The 22434-nt window shown below is 73.6% G+C and carries 25 protein-coding genes and 2 pseudogenes; 19 read left to right on the plus strand and 8 right to left on the minus strand.

Features of this window, described 5'->3' with window-relative positions; all coding sequences use genetic code 11:
- Positions 1 to 13: 13 nt before the first annotated feature.
- The 4 genes and pseudogenes from AB0447_RS17405 to AB0447_RS17420 all read left to right on the plus strand — a co-directional run.
- On the plus strand, positions 14 to 1138 hold the full coding sequence (locus AB0447_RS17405) for an agmatine deiminase family protein (RefSeq protein WP_366477534.1): 1125 nt from the start codon (positions 14 to 16) through the stop codon (positions 1136 to 1138).
- Between the two features lie 169 nt (positions 1139 to 1307).
- Complete coding sequence (locus tag AB0447_RS17410; protein WP_366477535.1) at positions 1308 to 2039, plus strand: carbonic anhydrase; 732 nt, start codon at positions 1308 to 1310, stop codon at positions 2037 to 2039.
- A gap of 116 nt (positions 2040 to 2155) precedes the next feature.
- On the plus strand, positions 2156 to 2530 hold the full coding sequence (locus AB0447_RS17415; RefSeq protein ID WP_366477536.1) for an SH3 domain-containing protein: 375 nt from the start codon (positions 2156 to 2158) through the stop codon (positions 2528 to 2530).
- A gap of 75 nt (positions 2531 to 2605) precedes the next feature.
- A pseudogene (locus tag AB0447_RS17420) lies at positions 2606 to 2695 on the plus strand (RidA family protein); the annotation flags it as partial.
- On the opposite strand, the gene AB0447_RS17425 reads toward AB0447_RS17420, so the two are convergent.
- Positions 2685 to 3293 carry a TetR/AcrR family transcriptional regulator gene (locus tag AB0447_RS17425; RefSeq protein WP_366477537.1) on the minus strand — a complete coding sequence of 203 codons (609 nt, stop codon included), beginning with the start codon at positions 3291 to 3293 and terminating at the stop codon, positions 2685 to 2687. The pseudogene AB0447_RS17420 and the gene AB0447_RS17425 overlap by 11 nt on opposite strands.
- Positions 3294 to 3468: 175 nt before the next feature.
- Here AB0447_RS17425 and wrbA point away from each other — a divergent pair, with 175 nt between their 5' ends.
- Positions 3469 to 4083: an NAD(P)H:quinone oxidoreductase gene (gene wrbA, locus AB0447_RS17430; protein ID WP_366477538.1), complete on the plus strand. Its 615-nt coding sequence runs from the start codon at positions 3469 to 3471 to the stop codon at positions 4081 to 4083.
- A gap of 18 nt (positions 4084 to 4101) precedes the next feature.
- Here the strand turns inward: wrbA and AB0447_RS17435 are convergent, their stop codons facing one another.
- Positions 4102 to 4548, minus strand: a complete 447-nt coding sequence (locus AB0447_RS17435; protein ID WP_366477596.1) for a flavin reductase family protein — start codon at positions 4546 to 4548, stop codon at positions 4102 to 4104.
- Positions 4549 to 4837: 289 nt separating this feature from the next.
- On the opposite strand from AB0447_RS17435, the gene AB0447_RS17440 reads away from it, so the two are divergent.
- Complete coding sequence (locus AB0447_RS17440) at positions 4838 to 5068, plus strand: DUF6296 family protein (protein ID WP_366477539.1); 231 nt, start codon at positions 4838 to 4840, stop codon at positions 5066 to 5068.
- 65 nt (positions 5069 to 5133) lie between these two features.
- Here AB0447_RS17440 and AB0447_RS17445 read toward each other — a convergent pair whose 3' ends face one another.
- Together AB0447_RS17445 and AB0447_RS17450 are read right to left on the minus strand one after the other, a co-directional pair.
- Positions 5134 to 6363 carry a hypothetical protein gene (locus AB0447_RS17445; protein ID WP_366477540.1) on the minus strand — a complete coding sequence of 410 codons (1230 nt, stop codon included), beginning with the start codon at positions 6361 to 6363 and terminating at the stop codon, positions 5134 to 5136.
- A 178-nt stretch (positions 6364 to 6541) separates the two neighbouring features.
- Positions 6542 to 7504 carry an alpha/beta fold hydrolase gene (locus AB0447_RS17450; RefSeq protein WP_366477541.1) on the minus strand — a complete coding sequence of 321 codons (963 nt, stop codon included), beginning with the start codon at positions 7502 to 7504 and terminating at the stop codon, positions 6542 to 6544.
- A 122-nt stretch (positions 7505 to 7626) separates the two neighbouring features.
- Here AB0447_RS17450 and AB0447_RS17455 point away from each other — a divergent pair, with 122 nt between their 5' ends.
- Positions 7627 to 8232 carry a TetR/AcrR family transcriptional regulator gene (locus AB0447_RS17455; RefSeq protein ID WP_366477542.1) on the plus strand — a complete coding sequence of 202 codons (606 nt, stop codon included), beginning with the start codon at positions 7627 to 7629 and terminating at the stop codon, positions 8230 to 8232.
- Positions 8233 to 8238: 6 nt separating this feature from the next.
- Here AB0447_RS17455 and AB0447_RS17460 read toward each other — a convergent pair whose 3' ends face one another.
- Positions 8239 to 9000: an endonuclease gene (locus AB0447_RS17460; RefSeq protein WP_366477543.1), complete on the minus strand. Its 762-nt coding sequence runs from the start codon at positions 8998 to 9000 to the stop codon at positions 8239 to 8241.
- Positions 8909 to 10255 carry a PP2C family protein-serine/threonine phosphatase gene (locus AB0447_RS17465; protein ID WP_366477544.1) on the minus strand — a complete coding sequence of 449 codons (1347 nt, stop codon included), beginning with the start codon at positions 10253 to 10255 and terminating at the stop codon, positions 8909 to 8911. The genes AB0447_RS17460 and AB0447_RS17465 overlap by 92 nt, the downstream gene beginning before the upstream one ends.
- Positions 10256 to 10458: 203 nt before the next feature.
- Between AB0447_RS17465 and AB0447_RS17470 the strand changes: the two genes are divergently transcribed.
- The 3 genes from AB0447_RS17470 (at position 10459) to AB0447_RS17480 (ending at position 13480) form a co-directional block, all read left to right on the plus strand.
- On the plus strand, positions 10459 to 11781 hold the full coding sequence (locus AB0447_RS17470) for a phytase (RefSeq protein ID WP_366477545.1): 1323 nt from the start codon (positions 10459 to 10461) through the stop codon (positions 11779 to 11781).
- Positions 11782 to 11888: 107 nt separating this feature from the next.
- On the plus strand, positions 11889 to 12848 hold the full coding sequence (ppk2, locus tag AB0447_RS17475; RefSeq protein WP_366477546.1) for a polyphosphate kinase 2: 960 nt from the start codon (positions 11889 to 11891) through the stop codon (positions 12846 to 12848).
- A 113-nt stretch (positions 12849 to 12961) separates the two neighbouring features.
- A complete protein-coding gene (locus tag AB0447_RS17480) occupies positions 12962 to 13480 on the plus strand; it encodes a histidine phosphatase family protein (protein ID WP_366477547.1) in 519 nt (172 codons plus the stop codon).
- A 34-nt stretch (positions 13481 to 13514) separates the two neighbouring features.
- Here the strand turns inward: AB0447_RS17480 and AB0447_RS17485 are convergent, their stop codons facing one another.
- Complete coding sequence (locus AB0447_RS17485; protein WP_366477548.1) at positions 13515 to 13916, minus strand: VOC family protein; 402 nt, start codon at positions 13914 to 13916, stop codon at positions 13515 to 13517.
- A 193-nt stretch (positions 13917 to 14109) separates the two neighbouring features.
- On the opposite strand from AB0447_RS17485, the gene AB0447_RS17490 reads away from it, so the two are divergent.
- Positions 14110 to 15186, plus strand: a complete 1077-nt coding sequence (locus AB0447_RS17490; RefSeq protein ID WP_366477549.1) for a mechanosensitive ion channel domain-containing protein — start codon at positions 14110 to 14112, stop codon at positions 15184 to 15186.
- Between the two features lie 93 nt (positions 15187 to 15279).
- A complete protein-coding gene (locus AB0447_RS17495; RefSeq protein ID WP_366477550.1) occupies positions 15280 to 15723 on the plus strand; it encodes an STAS domain-containing protein in 444 nt (147 codons plus the stop codon).
- Positions 15724 to 15753: 30 nt separating this feature from the next.
- Here AB0447_RS17495 and AB0447_RS17500 read toward each other — a convergent pair whose 3' ends face one another.
- Complete coding sequence (locus AB0447_RS17500; protein WP_366477551.1) at positions 15754 to 16512, minus strand: trypsin-like peptidase domain-containing protein; 759 nt, start codon at positions 16510 to 16512, stop codon at positions 15754 to 15756.
- A gap of 218 nt (positions 16513 to 16730) precedes the next feature.
- Here AB0447_RS17500 and AB0447_RS17505 point away from each other — a divergent pair, with 218 nt between their 5' ends.
- From AB0447_RS17505 to AB0447_RS17535, 7 genes and pseudogenes are all read left to right on the plus strand, one after another.
- The gene (locus AB0447_RS17505) at positions 16731 to 16952 is read left to right on the plus strand and encodes a hypothetical protein (protein WP_366477552.1); all 222 of its coding nucleotides are present in this window, start codon (positions 16731 to 16733) and stop codon (positions 16950 to 16952) included.
- 254 nt (positions 16953 to 17206) lie between these two features.
- Entirely contained in the window at positions 17207 to 17677 is a 471-nt protein-coding gene (locus AB0447_RS17510) for a (2Fe-2S)-binding protein (RefSeq protein ID WP_366477597.1), read from the plus strand.
- Positions 17674 to 18666: a xanthine dehydrogenase family protein subunit M gene (locus tag AB0447_RS17515; protein ID WP_366477553.1), complete on the plus strand. Its 993-nt coding sequence runs from the start codon at positions 17674 to 17676 to the stop codon at positions 18664 to 18666. The genes AB0447_RS17510 and AB0447_RS17515 overlap by 4 nt, the downstream gene beginning before the upstream one ends.
- A 229-nt stretch (positions 18667 to 18895) precedes the next feature.
- A complete protein-coding gene (locus tag AB0447_RS17520; RefSeq protein WP_366477554.1) occupies positions 18896 to 20998 on the plus strand; it encodes a xanthine dehydrogenase family protein molybdopterin-binding subunit in 2103 nt (700 codons plus the stop codon).
- A gap of 120 nt (positions 20999 to 21118) precedes the next feature.
- Positions 21119 to 21352 carry a DUF6458 family protein gene (locus tag AB0447_RS17525; RefSeq protein WP_366477555.1) on the plus strand — a complete coding sequence of 78 codons (234 nt, stop codon included), beginning with the start codon at positions 21119 to 21121 and terminating at the stop codon, positions 21350 to 21352.
- A gap of 174 nt (positions 21353 to 21526) precedes the next feature.
- On the plus strand, positions 21527 to 22318 hold the full coding sequence (locus AB0447_RS17530) for a VOC family protein (protein ID WP_366477598.1): 792 nt from the start codon (positions 21527 to 21529) through the stop codon (positions 22316 to 22318).
- A gap of 35 nt (positions 22319 to 22353) precedes the next feature.
- Positions 22354 to 22428: pseudogene (locus AB0447_RS17535) on the plus strand (transcriptional regulator); the annotation flags it as partial.
- Between the last annotated feature and the right edge of the window lie 6 nt (positions 22429 to 22434).

Raw genomic sequence — 22434 nt, forward strand, 5'->3', positions numbered from 1 at the left:
AAGGGACACCGCCATGCACCTGCCCCGCAGCACCCGTCGTACGTTCTGCACCACCGCCCTCGCCACGGCCGCGACGGCATTCCTCGGCAGCCGCACCGCCGCCACCGCCGCCCCGGCCGGGGCACCCGCCGCCGCGCTCACCGTCCCGGCCGAATGGGAGCCGCACTCCGGCTGCGTCATGGCCTGGCCCTGGGACCGGAACGTCGGCTGGGGCGGCCTGCTCAGGGACGTCCAGCAGGAGATAGCGGCCATCGCCCGGAGCATCGCACGCTTCGAGCCCGTCACCATGGTCGCCGAGCCCGGCACCGCCGCCGAGGCCCGCAGCCAGTGCGGCAGCGGGGTCACCGTGATCGAATACCCCGTCAACGACTGCTGGACCCGCGACACCGGCCCGGTCTTCGCCCTGGACCCCGGCCGCACGCGCCTCACCGGGCTCGACTTCCGCTTCAACGGATGGGGGAACAAGTACCCGTACGACAAGGACGACCTGCTCCCGACCGGGGTCTGCGCCCACCTGTCCGTCCCCCGGCGGGAGGTGGACCTCGTCCTGGAGGGCGGCGCGGTGATCACGGACGGCCGGGGCACCCTCATCACCACCGAGGAATGCCTGCTGAACCCCAACCGGAACCCCGGTCTCACCCGGAGCCAGATCGAGGCCGCCCTGCTCGCTGCCTACGGGGCCGCCAAGGTGATCTGGCTGCCGTACGGGCTGCACAACGACACCGTCACCGACGGCCACGTCGACCTGGTCGCCGCCTACCTCGGCCCGGCCAGAGTGCTGTTGCACACCCAGCCGGACCCGGCCCACCCCAACCACGCCCGGACGGCCGCGAACAAGGCGGTCCTCCAGGCCGCCACCGACGCGTCCGGCCGGCGCTTCGACCTGGTCGAACTGCACGAGCAGCCCCACTTCACGCTCAACGGGCTGCGCGTGGAGACCTTCAGCTACACCAATTTCTACGAGACCCGGGGCAGCGTGGTGGTCCCCACCGCCCAAGCCCCGGAAGACGCCGCCGTGCTGAACCGGTTCCGCACCCTCTTCCCGGGCCGCGAGATCGTCGGCATCCCCACACGCACCCTCGCCTGGGGCGGCGGCGGAGTCCACTGCGTCACCCAGCACATACCCGCCGTCGGCTGAACTGCGTCCCGGGGCTCCCCGGCACCCCCGCTACCCCGCTACCCCGCTGCTCCCCGGCACTCCGGGGAGCACCGGGACGGCGGCTCCGGTGACAGGGCAGCGGCCGGGTGGGTGATGCGGGTGCGGGGCGGGATGGCCGGGAGGGCCTGCGCGCCTAGGTTGTACCGGTATGACGGCAAGTGGTGGGGAACGGGAACCGGGGCGGCGCAGGCTCGTCCGCGCCGGCCTGACGGGGGCGTTGGCCCTGAGCACCGGGCTGGCCGCCGGCCTCCCCGCCACCCCGACCGGATCCCGTACGGACATGCGGAAGCCGCGGCCGGCCACGCCCGACTCCGCGCTGGCGGAACTCGCGGCCGGCAACCGGCGGTGGCGGACGCTGCACGAACGCCACCCCGACGAGACGCGGCCGGTACGGCAGGCGCTGATCCGCGGGCAGCACCCCTTCGCCGTCGTCCTAGGCTGCGTCGACTCCCGGGTGCCGCCGGAGCTCGTCTTCGACCAGGGGCTCGGCGATCTGCTGACCGTGCGCTCTGCGGGCGAGGTCCTGGACGAGGCGGTGCTCGGCAGCATCGCCTACGGGGTCCTGGAGCTGGCGATCCCACTGGTCGTGGTGCTGGGCCACCAGTCCTGCGGGGCCGTGGCGGCCGCCGTCGCGGCCGACGAGGGCGGCGGCGAACTGCCCGCACACCTGGGGTACCTGGCCGATCAGATCCGCCCCGCCATCGACCGCACGCTGCGGGGCGACGCCCGCGTGGACGCCGCGGTCACCGCGAACGTGCTGCTCGTCCGCTCGCGCCTGGCCGCGGAGCCCGACCTGGCCACCAGGATCGGAACCGGGAAGCTGGCCGTCGTCGGAGCCCGGTACGAACTCGGAAACCAGCGGGTGCACCGGCTCGGCTGACCGGCTGCGGGGTGGGCCGTCCGACTGAACGCGGGGCGTGTCCGCCCCTTTCGCGGTACGCGCCGAGGCGATAGTCGAGCCGGGTACGACAAGACGACCGGCGGGAGAGCGGGCCGATGGTGACGAAGGCGGCGATGGTGTGCGCGGTGGCGGCGGGTCTGCTCGCCGGGCCGACGGGGACGTCGGCCGGCTGGGCGCTCGACGACGGCGACCGCACGCGCGTCCCCCGCACGGCGAAGGCCGGACCCGGGTCGGAGCCGGCCCACCCGGTGGGAATCGTCGTCTCCGAAGGGGGGCTCAACGTCCGCATCCGGCCCACCGTCACCTCCCCCGTCATCAAGACCCTCAGCCCCCACCAGCGGATCCTCCTCACCTGCCGGACCCACGGCAACTGGGTCGACGGAAACCCCGTCTGGTACCGGCTCCACGGCATCAACGGCTGGGTCTCGGCCCGCTACGTCCACAATCTCCAGCCCGTCAGGCCGTGCTGAGCCTCCCTCAAGAAGGTCGCCCGGGCCGCCGCGAAGCTGGGGGGCATCCCGGGCATCCCGGGCATCCCGGGCGTGCCGGTGCCGCCAGCCATGCTGCTGGGTGTTGCGGCACTGGACGTACCCGGCCATCTGGTCGAGGCCGAAGCCACCGCCGTCATCGACTGAAGTCGAGGAGGTCGTCGAGGCTGCTTTTGATCTGGGCCGCCGTCAGGCCGTGTGCCCGGGTGAGGTGGCCGATCAGGCTCGGGGCGAAGGGTGCGAGCAGCAGGTGTGCCAGGGTCGGCGCGTCGGCCTGGGGGCGGACCTGGCGGACGAGCGTGGTCACGTGGGTGTGCATCGCGGCGTACGGGCCGCTGGTGTAGCGCGCGCCGGGGGAGGCGGCCTCGCCCGCGAGCATGAGCTGCTGCTGTTCGATGATGCGATCGGCCAGGGCGTGGAGGAAGGCCCGCAGCCGTTCGGCGGGCGGTGCGTCGGGGCCGAGCGGGGGCGGGCCGCTCAGGAAGGCCTCCTGGAAGCGGAGTTCGCGCTCGTCCAGCAGGGCGTAGACCAGCTGCGAGACATCGCCGAACCGGCGGTAGACCGTACCCACTCCGATGCCCGTGGCGTGCGCGACGGCGTTCATGGTCAGCGCCTCGGGGCCCTGCCCTGCGACGATCTCGGCCGCGGCGTCGAGGATCTTGCGACGGTTGCGGGCCGCGTCGGCGCGCTCGACGGGGGGTCGTCGCCCCGCGAGCGGGAGTTCGGTGCGGTGCTGCTCTCCCACGTCCTGCCCTCTGGAGGTCTGGAGGTCTGATCTGAAGCTCTGGGAGCGAGCGTACCGGACGGTTATCCGGTTCGGTGGGAGAACACCTTGCTAAGCGGATGACTATCCGGTTCACTGGTGTCCCAGCGAACCGGATAGTCATCCGTTTCTTCTGTCTCCGGGAGGGATCCCCGCCATGAGCACCGCCCCCAAGATCGCCGTGATCTACTACTCCGCGACCGGCACGGTCCACCAGCTGGCCCAGGCCCTGGCCGAGGGCGCGGAGAAGGCCGGCGCCGAAGTCCGTCTGCGCCGCGTCGCCGAACTGGCCCCCGACGCGGCCATCGACTCCAACCCGGCCTGGCGCGAGCACATCGAAGCCACCCGCGAGATCGAGGCGGCCACCCACGAGGACCTCACCTGGGCCGACGCCTACGCCTTCGGCACCCCGACGCGGTACGGCAACGTCTCGGCCCAGCTGAAGCAGTTCCTCGACGGCACCGGCGGCCTCTGGGCCCAGGGCGCCTTCACCGACAAGCCCGCCACCGCGTTCGTCAGCGCCGCCAACCTGCACGGCGGCAACGAGTCCACCCTGCTGGCCCTCTACAACACGCTGCACCACTGGGGATCGCTGATCGTCTCGCCCGGCTACACCGATCCGGTGGTCTACGCCGCCAACGGCAACCCGTACGGCACCGCACACGCCTCCGGCACCGGTGCCCCCGGCGAGAACATCCTCGAAGCGGCCCGCTACCAGGGCGCCCGCCTGGCCGGCATCACCACCCGGCTGCTGGCCGGCAGCCGCAGCTGAACGGGGACGGGGCCCGGCTCACGCCGGATGGCCGGCCTCCAGGTCGCGGATCTGGCCGTACCGCAGCTGCTCCGGCGCCCCACCGGCCGCGGGCGGGCACCCTTCGACGGGCGCCAGCACGAAGCCCACGTGGTCGCCGCCCGGCATGCGGCCTTCGATCCGGCCGGTGAACCAGGCCTGCACCTCCGCCAGGACGGGACTGCCGTCCCGGCCCGGCCGCCAGGCGGTCCGGGCGAACTTGTCCACGCGGTCGCCCGTCTCCCCGCCGAACAGCTCCGCCAGTGCGCGCTGGTCCCGGCGCAGTGCGTGCACCGTCAGGTAGGCGGCCTCGCAGGCGACCCGGTAGGTGTGGTTGGCGGTGGACAGCCAGACGGCGAACCGCGGCGGATGGATCGAGCACTGCGAGGCGAAACCCACCAGGCAGCCCGCCTGTCGGCCACCGGCCGCGACCGTGACCACGTACATGGGGCCGTCGATCGCCTCGGTGAAGGTGTCCAGGTCCAGATCCGGGTCCGGGTCCGGGTCCAGATCCAGATCCGGGTTCGGGTCCAGGTTCGGGTTCGGGTTCGGGTCCAGGTTCGGGTTCGGGTCCACGTTCGGGTTCGGGTCCGTCACGGCTGCTCGCTCCTCGTCCTCCGGCGGGTCCCGGTAGGCGGCCCGCACGTCCACGGTCGCACCGGTCGGCCGCTGCCGGGGTGCGGGCCGGGCCCGGCGGTCACACGATGGCGGGGGGACGGCGACGGGAGGAACGCGGATGACGACCCAGCGGTACGAGCTGGTCTTCCCTGACGGCCCCGACGCCGGCCAGGACATCGTGGAAGTGGCCATCACCGACCAGACGGGTCCCGGCGGCCACCCCGTCTACGTCGACGCCACCGGCATCGTCCGCGCGGAGATCAGCGACCGGGGCGAAGTCCGCATCCTTCCGACGGGCGGCGGCCAGGAACCCGCCCAGGGAGTCCGGGCCCGCCCCCTGCCGGGCTGACCGCCCGCCGCCTCTCCGTCGCCGGGCCCGCGCGCGGGCCACCTGCGCTGACCGGGGCACCCCGGTCACACGGGGGAGTAGCGGAGCAGGACCGCGACCCCGTCGTCCAGAGGCAGTTCCTCCCGGGATACGACGACCAGATCGGCCTGGGTGCCGGCCGCCGCCCGGATCAGGGCGGCGCCGGGAGCGGGTTCCTCCCAGTAGTAGTGCAGCCCGAAGTCGTGCAGGTCCTCCCCGCGCAGCGCGAGATGGGTGGGCGCGGCGCCGACCCACAGATGCTCGGCAGGCGCGGCCGGCCGGTTGACGATCAGCGCCTGTGCCTGTCCCCGCTGCAGCGCGGCGACCGCGGCGGCGATCCCCTCGACGTACTCGCGGTGCCGGGCGCGCTGGCCGAGGTACGCATCGAGCTCGCGCCGGTCGTGCTCGGACAGCCGGCCGTCGAGCAGGACGGCGAGCTCTTCCTCCAGCAGCGCCCGGCCCGGCTCCGGCCGCGCCGGCCCGCCGTCCTTCAACTTGACGAAATGGCCGTGCAGCTTCCGGGGTGCTGGCCGCACGAGACTGTTGACGGCCCACGGGTCGCCGGCCACGACGACGATCTCGTGACCGTTGGCCTCCACGCCCGCCACCAGCTCCGCAAGGAGCTGTTCGGCCTCCTTGGGCCAGCCCTCGACCGGGATCCGCCGGTGGGAGCGCGCTCCGGGCGAAACCCGGCTCGCCGGCCACCTGCCGGTCTCGTGTTCGAGCTCCAGTTCCTCCCCGGCGCCGTCGGGGCCGGGGGCGGGCCCCGGGCCCCCCCCCGGCAGGCGGGGGGTGACGAGCCCAGGGGAGGGGGTGTGGGGGGGGGGGGGGGAGGGCAGGGGGGACGCGTCCGGCCCGGGGCCGGCCCCGGGCCCGCGCCCGTGCAGGCGGTGGATGACGACCGCTGCGTAGGGGATGTCCGGGGCGCGCTGGAAGGCCAGGGGCATCGCGTCCGGCAGCATCCCGTACCGGGCGCTGTCCTCGGCGGGCGGTTCGGGCAGGCGCGCCGCCAGTACGACCCGCCCGTGGGCGGCGAAGACGCCCCGGCCGTGCCGCCCGGCCACCTCGCGGTCGCGGTCGGTGCCGAGGGCCTCCGCTACGGCGTCGACGGTGGGCGGGTCGGCTTCGTGGGCGAGCAGGCTCGCCCGCAGCTTCCGCCAGCGCAGCTCGACGGCCCGGTCCGGGTCGCCGGCGCCGAGGTCGCGGGAGGTGTCGAGGAAGACGGAGGCGATCGGGCCGGGATGCTCGTACAGGGGGCTGAGGAACTGCAGTTTCACGGTGTCCTCCCGGACGGGGGAGTGCCTCGTCACCGGAGCGCCTGCCCGCTGACGGCCGCCCGAACCCCGCTCGGGGGGTGTCCGGCGGATCATGGCCGGGCCTGATCCGCCGGACACCGCCTATCCCTCACCTGCCGCCGCTGAGCAGGACGCCGGCCGCCTCCGCCGCGGCCCGGCGCTATGCGCCGACGGCGCCGCGCTCGGCCGCCGGGTCGAGGGAGTCGACGTCCTCCATGAAGTTCAGCATCCGGGCGTTGACGACGTCGGGGTGGTCGATCTGCGGTCCGTGGCCGGTCGCGGCGATGATCTCGGCGCGCGCCCCGGGGATCAGCCGCGGCACCCGCTCCAGCTGCCGCTTCGGGTTCAGGAGCAGGCTGCGCTTGCCGAGGACCAGGTAGACCGGGGTTCGGATGGAACGCAGCGCGTCCTCGGCCAGCGGCAGTGGCGCGGGGCGGCGGATCCGGAAGGCCCGGACACCCGCCTGGATCATCCGGCGCAGCTCGGGGACGACGAGCACCGGCTGCTCCAGCCAGGCGGCGAGGCGCGGGCGCAGCGCCTTGGGGGCGAAGCTCGCGAAGAGGCTGACGAAGACCCAGGCGAAGAAGCGCAGGCCCACCTTCTCCAGACCGCCCGGGTCTAGCAGGGTGACGGACGCGAGCCGTCCGGGCCGGCGGTGCGCCTGGTTCAGCACCAGCCAGCCGCCGTAGGAGGACCCGACGAGGTGGACCCGGTCCAGGCCGAGTGCGTCGAGAGCCTCGTCGAGCCACTGGGCGGCGCGCTCCGGCTGCCACATCGGTTCGCGGTGCACGCTGCGGCCGGCGTCGCCGGGGGTGTCGAGGGCGTAGACGGGGCGTTCGGCGCTGAGCGCGGGGGTGTTGGGATACCACATGGCGGAGCAGAAGCCCGCGCCGTGGATCAGGACGACCGGCGTACGGTCCTCGGCGGCGGGGTCCGCGGGCCCGTACCGGTAGACGTGCGTGGTGCCGAAGCCGGTCTCGACGTCCGTCTCGGAACGGGCGGGCGCCCCCATCGCGTAGACCGCGTCGCAGGCGGCGAAGTACCGGTCGCGCAGGGTGTCGTTCACGTAGCGGCCGACGTCGCGTCGTGCGCGGGTGCGGGCTCGGGTCGTGTTCTCGGGCACGTGGGCACCTCCGGGAGATCCGTTCTTCGTGATACGACCGTACCATGATGGTGATACGGCGGTACCATCAAGGCCCGGGGAGCGGACCGCGAACCCACCACCGACGGGCGGAGACACGACACATGCCGAAGCGCGTGGACCACGAGGAACGCCGCACCCAGATCGCCGAGGCGCTCGTCCGGGTCGCCGGACGGCGCGGACTGCACGCGGTCGGCATGCGCGACGTGGCCGCCGAGGCCGGGGTGTCACTCCGGCTCGTGCAGTACTACTTCCACACCAAGGAGAAGCTGCTCCTCCACGGCCTCCAGCTCCTCACCGACCGCTTCACCGCACGCGTGGGCGCCCGCCTCGCAGCTGCCGGTACGGACCCGGGCCCGCGCGCGACCATCGAGGCACTGCTCCTGTCGTCCCTCCCCACCGACGAGGAGAGCCGCACCTTCCACCTGCTCTACACCTCGTACGCGGTCCTGTCCGTGACCGACGAGGCACTCGCCGCCCAGCCCTTCATCGACAACCCCGACGCCGCCGAGAACGCCCTGACCGGACTGCTCCGGCAGGCCCAGGAGGCCGGCCTGGCCGACCCGGGAACGGACGCGCGCACGGAGGCGGTCGGCCTGCTCGCCATGGCGGCGGGCATGGGCACCAGCATCCTGGTGGGGCAACGGGGGCCGGAGTCGGCCACCGAGGTGCTGCGCCACCACCTGGACCGGATCTTCAGGACTGCCTAGCGGTCTTCAGGACTGCCCGGCCGCAGGCCGGGCGAGCTCCACGCGGACCAGGGCGGCCGCCAGCCGCGGCAGGTCGGCGGCCGGGACCAGGGCCGCCAGGTCCCCGGGCGCGTCCGGCAGACCCAGCTCGGCGGCCGCGTGCCGGGCCCGGCTGTCGAAGGACGGCCGCAGCTCGGGCCACAGCCCCTGCACCTCCCGGCAGAAGATGTCCGCCCCGACCGGGCCGATCCGCGGCACCTCCTGCAGGAGCTCGCGGACCCGGCCCGGGTCCCCGCCGGCCTCCTTGCGGAGCCTGCGCAGGTCGCCGCCGTACCGGTCGAGGAGGAACTCGGCCCCGGACCCGAGCGCGGTGGCCGTGCTCTCGTCGTACCGGCGGTAGTGCGCACGGCCCAGCGCGTCCACCCGGTCCTGCCACGAGGACGCGGCCATCGCCCGGGGGGTGCGCAGCCCCACCGCGAAGAGCTCCTGCGCCGCGGCCACCGCGATGTCGGCCCGGATGCGTACGGCGAACAGGACGCACAGCGTCAGCAGCTGGTAGAGCGGCGCCGGGGTGTCCCGCAGCCGGATGCCCGCTTCGCTCGCGTGGGTCCGGCCGTACTCGGCGAGGAGCCGCCGTGCCTCGCCCGCGGCGGCCCCGCCACGGGCGGGCGGCGGGCCGCTCCGTACGGCCCGCGGCTCAGCCGGCGACCGGCTCGGACGGCTCGACCGGCTCGGAGGGCTCGGACGGCTTTGACTGTTCGGACGCTTCGGAGGGTTCTGACGGCTCATGCTGTGCTCCGGCGGGAGGATGCCATTCGGCCAGCAGGATCGTGGCATCGTCGCTGAGGTGGTCGTGGTGGTGGTCGAGAACGCCGCGGATGAGGCGCCGGAGGGCCTCCGGGGCGGGCTCGCCCGCGGCGGTGGCCCGTACGACCGTGTCGATCAGGCGTCTTTCACCGAACTCCTCACCGGTGGCGGAGCGGGCCTCGGTGATCCCGTCCGTGTGGATGAGGATCCGGTCGCCCGGCTCCAGGTGGGCGTGGTGGACGATGCTCGGCGCGCGCGGCGCGTGGGCGGAACTGATGCCGAGCGGGAGCTGCGGCGCGCGCTGCAGCGCATCGGTGACCACGTGCTGGCGGCGGATCAGGAGCGGCGCGGGATGTCCGCAATTCACCCAGGTCAGGCCGCCCGTCACAAGGTCGAGATCGGCGAAGACCCCGGTCAGCAGCCGCTCGGGCAGCCAACGGTGCAACGCCTCGTCCACGGCGTCGGTGATGTCGGCGAGGCTGCCGCCGGAGCGTCGGGTGGACCGGCAGCCCGCCAGGGCGACGGCCGAACACAGCCCGGCGGCCAGGTCGTGGCCCATGGCGTCGACCACGGTCATGTGCAGGGTGCGTGAGGTGAGCGCGTGGTCGAAGGCGTCGCCCCCGATCTCGTAGGCGGGCTCGAGGACCGCGCTGGAGGTCACGTACCTGGTTCCGATGGTCCGCGGCGGCATGAAGGCCCAGGCGAGCTCGGCCTGGGTGATCATGGGCCGGGTCCGCACGCTGCGCAGGATCGTGTCGCTGAAGCCGGACTTGGACACCACCAGCAGGGCGACCAGCGAGGCCAGGGTCCTGCACTGCTCCAGCAGGGCGGCATCCAGGGACGGAGCGGTCACCCGCAGCACACCGACCCGCTCGATGCCGTCCACCAGCGGCAGCCACACCACCAGCTCGGTCCCGGACGTCAGCTGCATGACACCGGTCCGGTAGGCCCATCCGGCGAGGGTGCCGTCCACCGGCAGACCGGGTGCGCCGCCGCCCTCCTCCCGGTCGGGCCCTTCCCGGGAAACCCCGGAACCCCCGGCCCCCCCGGGATCCCAGGCCAGCGGGACGAGCCGCACCTGCTGTACGTCCGCCAGGTAGATCACCGCGTCGAGCAGCCCCAGCGACCGCGCCGAGCTGCGCACCAGGGCAGGCAGCTCACTGGGGCCGACCCGGTGCGCGACCTGCAGGAGCGAACTCAGCAGGCCCGCGAACTCCGCACCCTCCACACTGATCACCGCCCGTCTCCACGGTAGGCACGGACGCCACCGTCCCGCACGGCAGCACCGGGCGCACCCCCGGAAGTCCGCCGCCCGCCCCCCATTCCCTCCTCGGCCCGTCCCGGCAAGAGTTCATCCGCTGTTGACCGCCGCCGCGCCGCCCGTTCGCCGTCGACTGCGAACGTCCGGGGCGTCACACTGGATACTCGGAGGTAACGTCCTTGAAGCACCCACATGTTGCCCGGTGGACCACCAGCGCGGCCGGCGCGCTCGCCGTCCTCCTCGGCGTCTCGTCGCCCGCCTCCTCCACCCCGGCCGGCGCGGTCCTTCCCCCCGTCGCCGCCGTCGCCGAAACCCCCGCCCTGTACGACGACGAGGCGGGCGGCAACGCCAACGCCGACGACCCGGCCATCTGGCGCAACCCGGCCGACCCCGGCCGCAGCCTCGTGGTCGCCACGGCCAAGGAGGGCGGCCTGCGCGTGTACGACCTGGACGCCCGCCAGGTGCAGTCGATCGCGGCCCCCGCCGCTCCCGGACCGGACCACGCGCCCGGCCGGTTCAACAACGTGGACCTCCTCTCCGGCCTGCGCCTGTCCGGCGGCCGCAGCGATGTCGCCGTCGTCACCGACCGCGGCCATGACCGCCTGCGCTTCTACCGGATCGACGGCGCACACCGCCAGGCCCCCCTGGTGGACGTGACCGACCCCGCGGCGGCCGCGATCTTCTCCGCCGACCAGGACGAGGTCGACGAACAGCACACCGCCTACGGCCTCGCCACCTGGCGCGACCGGACCACGGGACGCTCCTACGCCCTGGTCAGCCGGCGCAGCACCACCACCGTCGCGCTCCTGGAGATCAAGGCGACCGCCGCCGGCACGATCCGCTACGACCTGGTGCGCCGCATCGACCTGCCGTCCTCCTTCGCCCTCCCCGACGGCAGCCGCTGGACGCCGTGCGCCGACCCCGGAGAACTGCCCCAGGTGGAGGGCATGGTCGTCGACCCCGACAACGGCACGCTCTACGCCGGCCAGGAGGACGTCGGCATCTGGCGGATCCCCGCCGACCTCACCGGCACGCCCGTCCTGATCGACCGGGTGCGCGAGTACGGCGTACCGGGCACGTACGACGAGAGCACCGAGGAGTGCACGCCGGGCCGCGACCCCGGCTACGGCGGCGCCCACCTGTCGGCCGACGTCGAGGGGCTGACCATCTACCGCGAGGACGACGGCGACGGCTATCTGATGGCCTCCAGCCAGGGCGACGACACCTTCGCCCTGTACGACCGCGAGATCGGCGACGACAACGAGTACGAAGGGGGCTTCCGGATCGTCGACGGCCGGCGGGGCACCCCGGACGGCGTACAGGAATGCGACGGCGCCGCGGTCCTGAACGCCCCGCTGGGATCCCGCTTCCCGAACGGCCTCCTCGTCGTCCAGGACGGCCGGAACACCCCCGTCGCCAACGGCGACGACGGTGAGGAGCGCGAGAACACCGACTTCAAGTTCATCGACCTCGGCACCCTGGAGCGGGCCGCGGACCTCTAGGGGGTGTCCGGCGCACCGGTCCGCGGCGGTGCGCCGACCGGGTCCGTCCCGTAGGCCGTACGGGGTCCGACCCGTTGCCGCGCCGCGGATCGGGGTAGGGGCGAGGAATGGGAGAAGGCCATGCGCCTCGGCCCGAGGAGCTCCTCGCCGGCCTGAGCGTGGACGCGAGCCGGCCGGAGCAGCCGGTGCTGCTCGACGCCTCCGGGGCGGCGATCCAGACCTGGCGGGAGAACTACCCGTACGACCTCAAGGTCCGGCGCGGCGACTACGAGCGGACCAAGCGCATCCTGCAGATCGAACTGCTCAAGCTCCAGCGCTGGGTCAAGGACACCGGCGCGCGGTTCGTGGTGATCTGCGAGGGCCGGGACGCGGCCGGCAAGGGCGGCACCATCCAGCGGTTCACCGAGCGGCTCAACCCGCGCGGCGCCCGGATCGTGGCGCTGGACAAGCCCACCGACCGGGAGGCCGGCCAGTGGTACTTCCAGCGCTACATCGCCCACCTGCCCGCCCCCGGCGAGATCGTCTTCTTCGACCGGTCCTGGTACAACCGCGCCGGGGTCGAGAAGGTCATGGGGTTCTGCACGCAGGAGGAGTACGAGCTCTTCCTCCACCAGTGCCCGGCCTTCGAGGGCATGCTCGTCGAGGACGGCATCCACCTGGTCAAGTTCTGGTTCTCCGTCTCCCGCAGCGAACAGCGCACCCGATTCGCGATCCGGCAGGTCGACCCGGTGCGCCAGTGGAAGCTGTCCCCGACGGACGTGGCCTCCCTGGACCTGTGGGACGACTACACCGCCGCCAAGATCGCCATGTTCCGGGCCACCGACACCGCCCACGCGCCGTGGACCGTGGTCAAGAGCAACGACAAGCGCCGCGGGCGGCTGGAGGCGATGCGCAGCCTGCTCTCGCGGATCGACTACGCCAACAAGGACGGGCGTGCCGTCGGCCGCCCCGACCCGCTGATCGTCGGCTCGGCCGACACCCTGCTGGAACCGGGGGAGGAGGTGACCGCCCTGTCGCCCACGCCGCTGGCCGCACAGCCGTTCGGACCGGGAGAGCACCCGGAATGACGCGCGGCCCGCATCGACTGCGCACGCATGCATCCGTGCGTGCGCGTGCGTGCGGGGCGGTGCGGTGGGAGGGTGGCCGCGTAGGCACCCGACCGTGACCGAAGGGAGTGCCGGTGGCCGCCTCCGAGGAACGCCGGATCATTCTGGTCAGGCACGCGAAGGCCGTGCCCAAGGACGCCGCGGACGACCCCGACCGCGCCCTGACCGACCGGGGACGAGGCGACGCGCTGCAGTGCGGGCGGTGGCTCGCGCAGTCCGTCTTCGGGGCCGACCTGGTGGTCTGCTCCCCCTCGCGCCGCACGCGCCAGACCTGGCAGGTCATGGAGGCACAGCTGGAGGAGCCGCCCCCGACGGTCTACGAGGACAGGCTCTACAACGCGACCGCCGACGAGCTGATCGCCGTACTGAAGGAGACCTCGGACGGGGTGGGAGGACTGCTCGTGGTGGGCCACAACCCCGGGTTCCACGAGGCCGCGACCGCCCTGTGCGGGGACGGCCCGGACGACCTGGTGGGCCGGCTCCGCTCGGGCTTCCCCAAGGCCGCGGCCGCCGTCCTCACCTTCACCGGCCCCTGGAGCGGCCTCGCACCCGGCGCGGGCCGTCTCACCGCCTTCTGGTCGCCGGGCGACTGAACCCGCCGCCGCGGCGGCGGTCCCGGCTCGGCGCTCAGGGCAGCGGGGTCGCCACCAGGACGAACGGGTGCCCGGCCGGATCGGTGTACCGGCGCAGGTCGGTCCGGTCGTCCAGCGCGACCTCGCCTTCCTGAGTCGCCGTCACGGGGCGCGCCCCGAGACCGACGGCCTCCCGCTCGGCCTCGTCCAGGTCGCCGGGGGCGACCAGGATGCGGAGGTGCGCCTGCTGCGAGTCCTCCGGCCGCGGCCAGGAGGCCGGAGCGTGGCCCCGGTCGCGGCGGATCCCCAGCAGGGTGCCGCCACCGTTCACCAGCACCAGATCCGGATCCCCGTCGGCGGGGCCCGTCTCCGCGCCGAGCAGGGCGGCATAGAAGTGCGCGAGGCGCTCGGGCTCCGCGCAGTCGAGTACGAGGACAGTCGTCTTGGCCACGGTCATGGTGCCCGTGTGCCCCGCGCCGTACGGCGCACACGTGCCGACGCCGCAGAGGCCGCGCCGCGACGGCCTGGACGGTCACGACGGCCACCACGGTCACGACGGCCCCATCCGAACCAGGGCGGGGCGGTTTGGCTCCGCAAGGGTCGGGCACGCGCGACGGCATCGCCCGCTGCCGACCTGTCTACGAGGAGCCATGAACAGCCTTGCCCGTTTGCTGATGGTCCTGGGCGGCTCGACCGTCCTCACACTCGCCGCAGGCTGGTTCGTCGACCTCCTGCTGCGGCGGGCGGATGCGCGCCACCCGGACACCCCGTTGTGGAGCCTGCTCCGCCGCAGCCGCGTTTCCCTGCGGTTGGTGCTGCTGGCCGCCCTGCTGCGCGGCTCGTACCGGCAGATCGGCTGGCCGCCGCTGCAGGAGCACAACACGGCAGTGAGCCGGCTCCTGACCCTGGTGCTGATCGGGGCGGGCGCCTGGCTGGTCGTGCACATCGCGTCCGCAATGGTCGAGTCCTCGTACGCGCGCTACGCCACCGGCACCCGCGATCCGTCCAGGCTCCGGCGGGTCCGCACCCAGGTCACGCTGATCATGCGGATCGTCACCGCCGTCGTCGCGCTGGTGGCCGCCGCGGCCATGCTGCTGACCTTCCCCGGCTTCCGGGCCCTCGGCACCTCGGTGCTCGCCTCGGCGGGCATCATCGGCATCGTGGCCGGCGTGGCGGCCCAGTCGACCCTCGGCAACCTGTTCGCCGGGTTCCAGATCGCCTTCGGCGACATGGTGCGCATAGGGGACACCGTCGTCGTGGACGGGGAATGGGGCGTGGTGGAGGAGGTGACGCTCACCTACCTCGCCGTCCGCACCTGGGACGAGCGGCGCATCACCATGCCGGTGTCGTACTTCACGGCCCGGCCCTTCGAGAACTGGTCCAGCGGCGGGGCCCAGATGACCGGCACGGTCTTCCTCCACTGCGACCACTCGGCACCCGTCGCCCTCGTGCGCCACAAGCTCAAGGAGATCCTGGACGGCTGCGAGGCATGGGACGGACGCGGCTGGGACCTCGCGGTCACGGACACCACGCCCAGCACGATCCAGCTGCGGGCCGTCGTCACGGCGAAGGACGCGGACCGGCTCTGGACCGTACGGTGCGCCGTGCGGGAAGAGCTGGTGGCCTGGCTGGCCGAGGAACACTCCTACGCCCTGCCCAAGATCGCCACGGCCGCGGCCCACCCCGCCCCGTCCGTCGCGGGAGCAGCCGGTCGTCACGCTGGGTAGTCCTTCGTGGTGCCGGGCTGCAGTCGGTGTCATGCTGGGAGATGGCCCCAGCGGATGTCCCTCGCCGCGCCCACCGCACAAGGACGGGCAGCCATGCGTTACATGAACAACCGGTCCCCGCAGTCCGGCGGCCGCCACGCAGTGTCACTGACGGCGCACGTCGCCTCCACCGCTTGCGAAGCGACCAGCGTCTCCTCGCTGACCGAGCCGGGTGGGACCGGCCTGCTCCGCCTGTCCGGGGAATTCGACCAGGACGCCGCGCCGCAGGTGCGCGAGGCGCTGTCCACCGTGCGCGCCGTGGGCGCCCGGCGGACGATCGTCGATCTGTCGGGCGTCGTCTTCGCCGACTCCTCGCTCCTGCACGTGCTGCTCAGCGCCCGCGAGGAACACGCCCTGGTGCTGGCCGGCCCGCTGCACAGCCAGCTGCAGCGGCTGTTCGAATTGACCGGCACCGCCGGCCTGTTCACCTTCGCCGAAGACCCGGAGGCCGCCCGGCTGCTCCCGCCGCCCTCACCCGGCGAGGGAGTACCGGGCTGAGCGGCCTTCCCGGCCGAGCGGCCGCCCCGCTCAGGACGCGAGGTGGAAGCCGGCTCCCACTCCGCCGTTGGCGTTCATCTCGTCGATGATGCTCAGGATCGGCGAACTGTGCTGGACCCCCCACGCATTGCCGACCAGCGTCTGACCGGCGACGACGGGGGCACCGGAGTCGCCGGCGTTGGTCCAGATGAGGTGGGTGAACCAGATTCCGCTGGTGCCCAGCTTCATGCCGCAGGTGAGCCCGGTGCGGTGTCCCTCCTTGCACATGCGCGTCCCGTTGGCGGGCGGAGCCCCGATCGAGGTGATGGTGACCCCGCCGACCGTGCTGGTGGGGGCGACCCGGGTCTCGTCCAGCTTGATCACCGCGTAGTCCAGGCCCTTGGGGCCGGTGCTGAGCAGGTTGTTGGGCGTCCCGACGTACGTCACCGTGCCGATGGCCCCGGTCGCCAGATCGGGGCGGCTGGCCTCGGGCGGAGCCGGAGCGAAGGCCGTCCCCGCGGGCGAGCTGTCCCGGTAGACCGGTTCGCCGACCAGTTTTTTGCCCTGCGCGTCGATGAAGCAGTGGGCGTTGGTGAGGCCCACCAGGTTGCCGGCCGAGTCGCGGCCGACGGCAGTGAGGGTGCAGGTGGTGTAGCTCGTGGGCGCCTCCGGGGTCGGGGCCAGCCGGAAGATGATCCCGGTGCCGCCGCCGACGGCCGCGAGCGGGTCCGCGCTCGCGGGAGGGGCGGCGACGAGGGACATGCTCGCCAGCAGGGCGGCGATACCGAGGGTGCGCAACACACGTAACATTCGATCGCTTTCCGTAGGGGGCCGAGGCCGGATCGACTAGAACGATTTTCTAGTTCCTATCACCCGTGGCGGGGCGGCCCACAGGTCGCCGCCGCTCCTTTGTCAGGTGCGCACCCCACCGGGCGCCGCCGGCGGGGGCGCGCGCGGCAGGTTGTAGCGCCATCGTTTCCTTCCCGGCCTGACGGATCGGAGGCGCCAAGGCGCATACTGGCTTCACGATGACGAATCCATCCGCGCCCCGGCGCCACCTGCCCACCAGCCCCTTCAAAGCTCCCGTCGCCCCGTCGGCCAAGCACTTCGAACTTGGCGACCGGGTCTCACACGACCAGTTCGGCCTGGGCCGGATCATCGGCGTGGAGGAGGGCATTGCGATGCTCGTCGACTTCGGCTCCCGCACGGCCCGGATCCTCAGCCCGTACACGCGCATGAGCAGACTCTGACCTGCTGAAACGACCCGTTCGGCCCTGCATCCGCGCTTTTCGCGCAGGAGCAGGGCCGTCGGCTGTTGTGGCCCCTCGCCCCGGCTGCCACACCGCCCGGCTGCCTGAGGCCCGGGTGTGAAACGCGCCCCGATCGGTTATCCGAAGGGAGGATGTGTACGCAAACCTCCTCATAAGGGGCAGTAGTGGCGAACGACACCGATGCGGCCGGGGCGACCGGGACGACCGGGGCGGCGGGGGCGACCCGCTCCCGCATCACCCTGCACGTGAACGCCCAGGCGCACGAGCTCGACCTGGATCACCGGGTCACCCTGCTGGACCTCCTGCGCGAACGCCTCGGCCTGACGGGCGCCAAGAAGGGCTGCGACCACGGTCAGTGCGGCGCCTGCACCGTACTGGTCGACGGCCGGCGCGCCAACAGCTGCCTGCTGCTCGCCGTCGCCCACGACGGCGCCGCGATCACCACCGTGGAAGGCCTCGCGGACGACGGCGGTGACCGCCTGCACCCGCTCCAGGAGGCCTTCCTCGAACGGGACGCCTTCCAGTGCGGCTACTGCACCCCCGGCCAGCTCTGCTCCGCCCTGGGCATGCTCGCCGAAGCCGCCGCCGACCCCGACGGCGTGGACCTCACCCGCACCGAGATCGCCGAACGGCTCAGCGGCAACCTGTGCCGCTGCGGCGCCCATCCGCGCATGGTGGACGCGGTCCTGGACGTGATCGCGTGAAGCCGTTCGCCTACGTACGCCCGGCGAGCCTGCCGGAGGCCATCGCCGCCCACGGCGGCCGGCCCGGCGCCCGCTACCTCGGCGGCGGCACCAACCTGGTGGACCTGATGAAGCTGGGCGTGGAACGCCCCGACACCCTCGTCGACCTCACCCGGCTGCCACTCGGCACCGTCGAGGAGACCGCGGACGGCGGCCTGCGCATCGGCTCCGGTGTCCGCAACAGCGACCTCGCCGCCCACCCCCTCGTCCGCTCCCGCTACCCCGTCATCGCCCAGGCACTCCTGGCGGGCGCGTCCGGGCAGCTCCGCAACACCGCCACCACCGGCGGCAACCTGCTCCAGCGCACCCGCTGCCCCTACTTTCAGGACGTGGCCAAACCCTGCAACAAGCGGGAGCCGGGCAGCGGCTGCGGCGCCCGCGACGGAGTCCACCGCGACCACGCCGTGCTCGGCCACTCCCCGCAGTGCATCGCCACCCACCCCTCCGACCTGGCCGTCGCGCTCGCCGCCCTCGACGCCGCCGTCGAACTCCAGGGCCCCGGCGGCAGCCGCACCGTACCCGCGACGGACTTCCACCGGCTGCCGGGAGAACACCCCGAGCAGGACACCCTCGCCGAGCCCGGCGAGATCATCACCGCCGTCCTGCTCCCGCCGGACGCCGCAGGCCTGCCCGCCCGCTACCGCAAGGCCCGAGACCGGGCCTCGTACGCCTTCGCCCTGGCCTCCGTCGCCGCCGTGCTCGACCTCGGCGAAGGACGCGTCCGCCGGGTCGCGCTCGCCTTCGGCGGACTCGCCCACCGGCCCTGGCGCGCCACCACCGCGGAAGAGCTCCTGGTGGGCCGCGCGCCCACCGAGGACGCCGTACAGCAGGCAGTCGAGGCCGAGCTGGCCCTCGCACAGCCGCTGCGCGACAACGCCTACAAGGTGGCCCTCGCCCGCAACCTCGCCTGCGAGGCCCTCAACACCCTGGCCCGCGGCCCGCGCCCCTGAGCCTGCAGCCGCAGGCCCGCAGGCCCGCAGGCCCGCAGGCCCGCAGGCCCGCAGCCCGCAGCCCCGCAGCCCGCAGCCCCGCCCCCCCCGCACCCCGCAGCCCGCACCTGAGCCCGCAACCCGCACCCGAGCCCGCAGCCCGTACCTGAGCCCGCCGCTCACAGCCGTGAGCCCGCAGCCCAATGCCCGCGCCCCGCCCCCGCTCGACCACCGACGAACGAGAGCCACCATGGACTCCACCAGCGGCGCCGCCCCCGCCCTCGGCGCACCCGCCACCCGCCGCGAAGGCCGGGACAAGGTCACCGGAACCGCCCGCTACGCGGCCGAGCACGACCTGCCGGGCCGGGCGTACGCCTGGCCCGTGCCCGCCACCGTGGCCCGCGGACGCGTCACCGACGTCGACACCGCGGCCGCCCTCGCCCTCCCCGGCGTCCTCGCCGTCCTCACCCCCGACAACGCACCCCGGCTGGGCACCGCCGACGACCCCACCCTCCGCGTGCTCCAGGGCACCGAGGTGCCCCACCGCGGCTGGTACGTGGCCCTCGCCGTCGCCGAGACCCTGGAGGCGGCCCGGGCCGCGGCCGCCGCCGTCCGCGTCACCTACGACACCGAGCCCCACGACAGCGTCCTGCGCGCCGACCACCCGGACGCCTACACCCCCGAACAGGTCAACGGCGGCTACCCCGCGCACCGCGAACGCGGCGACGCCGAGGCCGCCTTCGCCGACTCGGCGGTGCAAGTGGACTGCTCCTACACCGTGCCGCCCCTGCACAACCACCCCATGGAGCCGCACGCCGCCACCGCCCACTGGGAAGCCGGCGCCGGCGCCCTCACCGTGTACGACTCCAGCCAGGGATCCGGACTCGTACGGTCCGCCCTGGCCGCCCTCTTCGGGCTGCCGGAGGACAGTGTCACGGTGGTCTCCGAGCACATCGGCGGCGCGTTCGGCTGCAAGGGCACTCCCCGCCCGCACGTGGTCCTGGCCGTGATGGCCGCACGCCACACCGGCCGCCCGGTCACCCTCGCCCTGCCCCGGCGCCACCTGCCGGCCGTCGTCGGCCACCGCCCGCCCACCCTGCACCGCGTCCGCCTGGGCGCCGGCGAGGACGGCATCCTCACCGCCGTGGCGCACGAGGTCACCACCCACACCTCCCGCGTCCGGGAGTTCGTCGAACAGGCCGCCGTCCCCGCCCGCGTCATGTACGCCGCTCCCGCCCTCCTCACCACCCACCGCGTCGTCGCCCTCGATGTGCCCACGCCCTCCTGGATGCGTGCGCCCGGCGAGTGCCCCGGCATGTACGCCCTCGAATCGGCCATGGACGAACTGGCCGACGCCCTCGGCATCGACCCGGTCGAACTGCGCGTCCGCAACGAGCCCGACGCCGAGCCCGACAGCGGCCACCCGTTCAGCAGCCGCCATCTGGTGGCATGCCTGCGCGAAGGAGCCGACCGGTTCGACTGGGCCGCGCACCGCACACCCCGCCGCGACGGCCCGCTGCTGATCGGCACCGGAGTCGCCGCCGCCACCTACCCCGTGTACATCGCCCCCTCCTCGGCGCGGGCGCACGCACTCCCGGACGGCACCTACCTCGTCCAGACCAACGCCACCGACCTCGGTACCGGCGCACGCACCGTCCTGGGCCAGATCGCGGCCGACGCGCTGCGGGTGCCACCGGACCGGGTCGCGGTGGAGATCGGGCACAGCGCGCTGCCGCCGGGCTCGGTGGCCGGGGGATCGGCCGGCACCGCCTCGTGGGGCTGGGCCGTCCACGACGCCTGCACCGCCCTCACCGCCGTCCTCGACCGCCACGACGGCCCGCTCCCCGAGGCCGGACTCTCCGCCTCCGCCGATACGACGGCTTCCGCCAAGCAGCGGTCCCCGTACGCCCGGCACGCCTTCGGCGCCCACTTCGCCGAGGTGCAGGCCGACACGGTGACCGGGGAGGTCCGCGTCCGGCGGCTCCTGGGCGTCTTCGCCGCCGGCCACATCCTCAACCCGCTCACCGCCCGCTCGCAGTTCGTGGGCGGCATGGTCATGGGACTGGGCATGGCCCTCACCGAACACAGCACGATGGACCCCGCCTTCGGGGACTTCACGGAGAGCGACCTGGCCTCCTACCACGTACCCGTCCACGCGGACGTGCCCGACATCGAGGTGCACTGGGTCGACGAACACGACAAGCACCTCAACCCGATGGGCAGCAAGGGCATCGGGGAGATCGGCATCGTCGGCACGGCCGCGGCCATCGGCAACGCCTTCCACCACGCGACGGGCCGCCGCCTGCGCGAACTGCCCCTCACCCCGGACCGGGTCCTCGGCGCCCTGGCCTGACCGGCCGGTCCGTCGCCCTGCATCCGGCGCATCGTTCGAACTGCCGTGCCGCCGGAGCGTTTTCGGGTCCGTCTTCCGGGTAGCCGCGCCTCATAGACCGCAATCCTGGAGGCGAGTGCCATGGGCATGGGTGGATGCATCGCCCTGATCGCGGTGGGGGCCATCCTCACCTTCGCTACGGACTGGGAGGCCGAGAGCGTCAACCTCGACCTGGTCGGCGTGATCCTGATGCTGGTCGGCATCATCGGACTCGCCGTCTACGCCAGCGTCCTCAAGAGGCGCCACAGCACGCACCTGACCGACTCGGTCCCCGTGATCCACGAGACGGTCCACGAGACCCGTCACGACCGCTAGGGGGTCAAAGTCCCGACTTGCCGATCATGCCGGGCTCAGCGTGGCGCCCGCAGATCGGCCGACGGGGATGGAAGCGTTTGCCCCGGGCCGGTTGGTACGGAACGGGCGAACGGAGCAGCCGTGGTGGAGTTGTCGACGGGGGACGTCTACGGGGCCCCGTGCTGGGTGAGCCTGATGACCCGGGACCTGGACGGTGCACAGCGGTTCTACGGCGCGGTGCTGGGCTGGACCTTCCGGCCGACCCGGCTGGGGCCGGCGTTCCGGGTCGCCGAGCTGGACGGGGTGCCGGTCGCCGGCATCGGGGCCCTTGCCGGGGACCTCTCGGTACCGGCGGCCTGGACGCCGTACTTCGCAGTCGAGGACGCGGACGCCGCGGTGGCCCGGATCCGGGAGCGCACCGGAACGGTCGGGGTGGGCCCGGTCTCCTTCGACCGGGCCGGCCGCGGCGTCATGGCCACGGACCCGCAGGGCGCCGCCTTCGGACTCTGGGAGGGCCGCATCCTTTCCGACTGGCGGGTGGGGCAGGGGACCGCCCCGGCCTGGCTGGAACTGCGGACCAGGAACGCCTTCGACGCCGCCGTGTTCTACGGCGAGGTCCTGGGCTGGGCGAGCGGACGCCCCGGCTGCTGTGAGGTGTCCTACGAACACGACCAGGTGGTACTGCGCCGCCACGACGGCGAGCCGATCGCCCGGCTGGACAGCGGCCCGGTGGACGAGTCCTCCTCGGAACCGGTGCGCAGGCCGCGCTGGCACGTCCACTTCCGGGTGCCCGCGCTCGCGGCGGCGATCGAGGCCGCGACCGCTCTGGGCGGGGCGGTGGTCTCCGAGGAGGCGGCCGCTCCGGGGCGCCCGGAGTCGGTGACCGTCCGCGACCCGGACGGCGCACTGTTCGACATCCACGCCGCCGACACCGACACCGACACCGACACCGGCGTCGACGCCGAGCCGGCGGATCCGGGCCGCTGACCGCGCCCACCGGCCCTACTGGACAGGGATGATCCTCGGACCTGGCCGACACCCTCGGCATCTCCCGCATGCGGCTGTCCAACCATCCGACCTGCCTGCGCGACTGCGGCCAAAGG

Source organism: Streptomyces sp. NPDC051211 (assembly GCF_040689505.1).
In the GTDB taxonomy this organism is placed as follows: Bacteria; Actinomycetota; Actinomycetes; order Streptomycetales; family Streptomycetaceae; genus Streptomyces.

What these genes read in the sequence shown, in the direction of transcription:
- AB0447_RS17405 (WP_366477534.1), top strand. Translation starts at nt 14, where the DNA reads ATGCACCTGCCCCGCAGCACCCGTCGTACGTTCTGCACCACCGCCCTC.
- AB0447_RS17410 (WP_366477535.1), top strand. Translation starts at nt 1,308, where the DNA reads ATGACGGCAAGTGGTGGGGAACGGGAACCGGGGCGGCGCAGGCTCGTC.
- AB0447_RS17415 (WP_366477536.1), top strand. Translation starts at nt 2,156, where the DNA reads ATGGTGACGAAGGCGGCGATGGTGTGCGCGGTGGCGGCGGGTCTGCTC.
- wrbA (WP_366477538.1), top strand. Translation starts at nt 3,469, where the DNA reads ATGAGCACCGCCCCCAAGATCGCCGTGATCTACTACTCCGCGACCGGC.
- AB0447_RS17435 (WP_366477596.1), bottom strand. Translation starts at nt 4,548, where the DNA reads ATGTACGTGGTCACGGTCGCGGCCGGTGGCCGACAGGCGGGCTGCCTG.
- AB0447_RS17440 (WP_366477539.1), top strand. Translation starts at nt 4,838, where the DNA reads ATGACGACCCAGCGGTACGAGCTGGTCTTCCCTGACGGCCCCGACGCC.
- AB0447_RS17455 (WP_366477542.1), top strand. Translation starts at nt 7,627, where the DNA reads ATGCCGAAGCGCGTGGACCACGAGGAACGCCGCACCCAGATCGCCGAG.
- AB0447_RS17460 (WP_366477543.1), bottom strand. Translation starts at nt 9,000, where the DNA reads ATGAGCCGTCAGAACCCTCCGAAGCGTCCGAACAGTCAAAGCCGTCCG.
- ppk2 (WP_366477546.1), top strand. Translation starts at nt 11,889, where the DNA reads ATGGGAGAAGGCCATGCGCCTCGGCCCGAGGAGCTCCTCGCCGGCCTG.
- AB0447_RS17485 (WP_366477548.1), bottom strand. Translation starts at nt 13,916, where the DNA reads ATGACCGTGGCCAAGACGACTGTCCTCGTACTCGACTGCGCGGAGCCC.
- AB0447_RS17490 (WP_366477549.1), top strand. Translation starts at nt 14,110, where the DNA reads ATGAACAGCCTTGCCCGTTTGCTGATGGTCCTGGGCGGCTCGACCGTC.
- AB0447_RS17495 (WP_366477550.1), top strand. Translation starts at nt 15,280, where the DNA reads ATGCGTTACATGAACAACCGGTCCCCGCAGTCCGGCGGCCGCCACGCA.
- AB0447_RS17500 (WP_366477551.1), bottom strand. Translation starts at nt 16,512, where the DNA reads ATGTTACGTGTGTTGCGCACCCTCGGTATCGCCGCCCTGCTGGCGAGC.
- AB0447_RS17505 (WP_366477552.1), top strand. Translation starts at nt 16,731, where the DNA reads ATGACGAATCCATCCGCGCCCCGGCGCCACCTGCCCACCAGCCCCTTC.
- AB0447_RS17520 (WP_366477554.1), top strand. Translation starts at nt 18,896, where the DNA reads ATGGACTCCACCAGCGGCGCCGCCCCCGCCCTCGGCGCACCCGCCACC.
- AB0447_RS17525 (WP_366477555.1), top strand. Translation starts at nt 21,119, where the DNA reads ATGGGCATGGGTGGATGCATCGCCCTGATCGCGGTGGGGGCCATCCTC.
- AB0447_RS17530 (WP_366477598.1), top strand. Translation starts at nt 21,527, where the DNA reads ATGACCCGGGACCTGGACGGTGCACAGCGGTTCTACGGCGCGGTGCTG.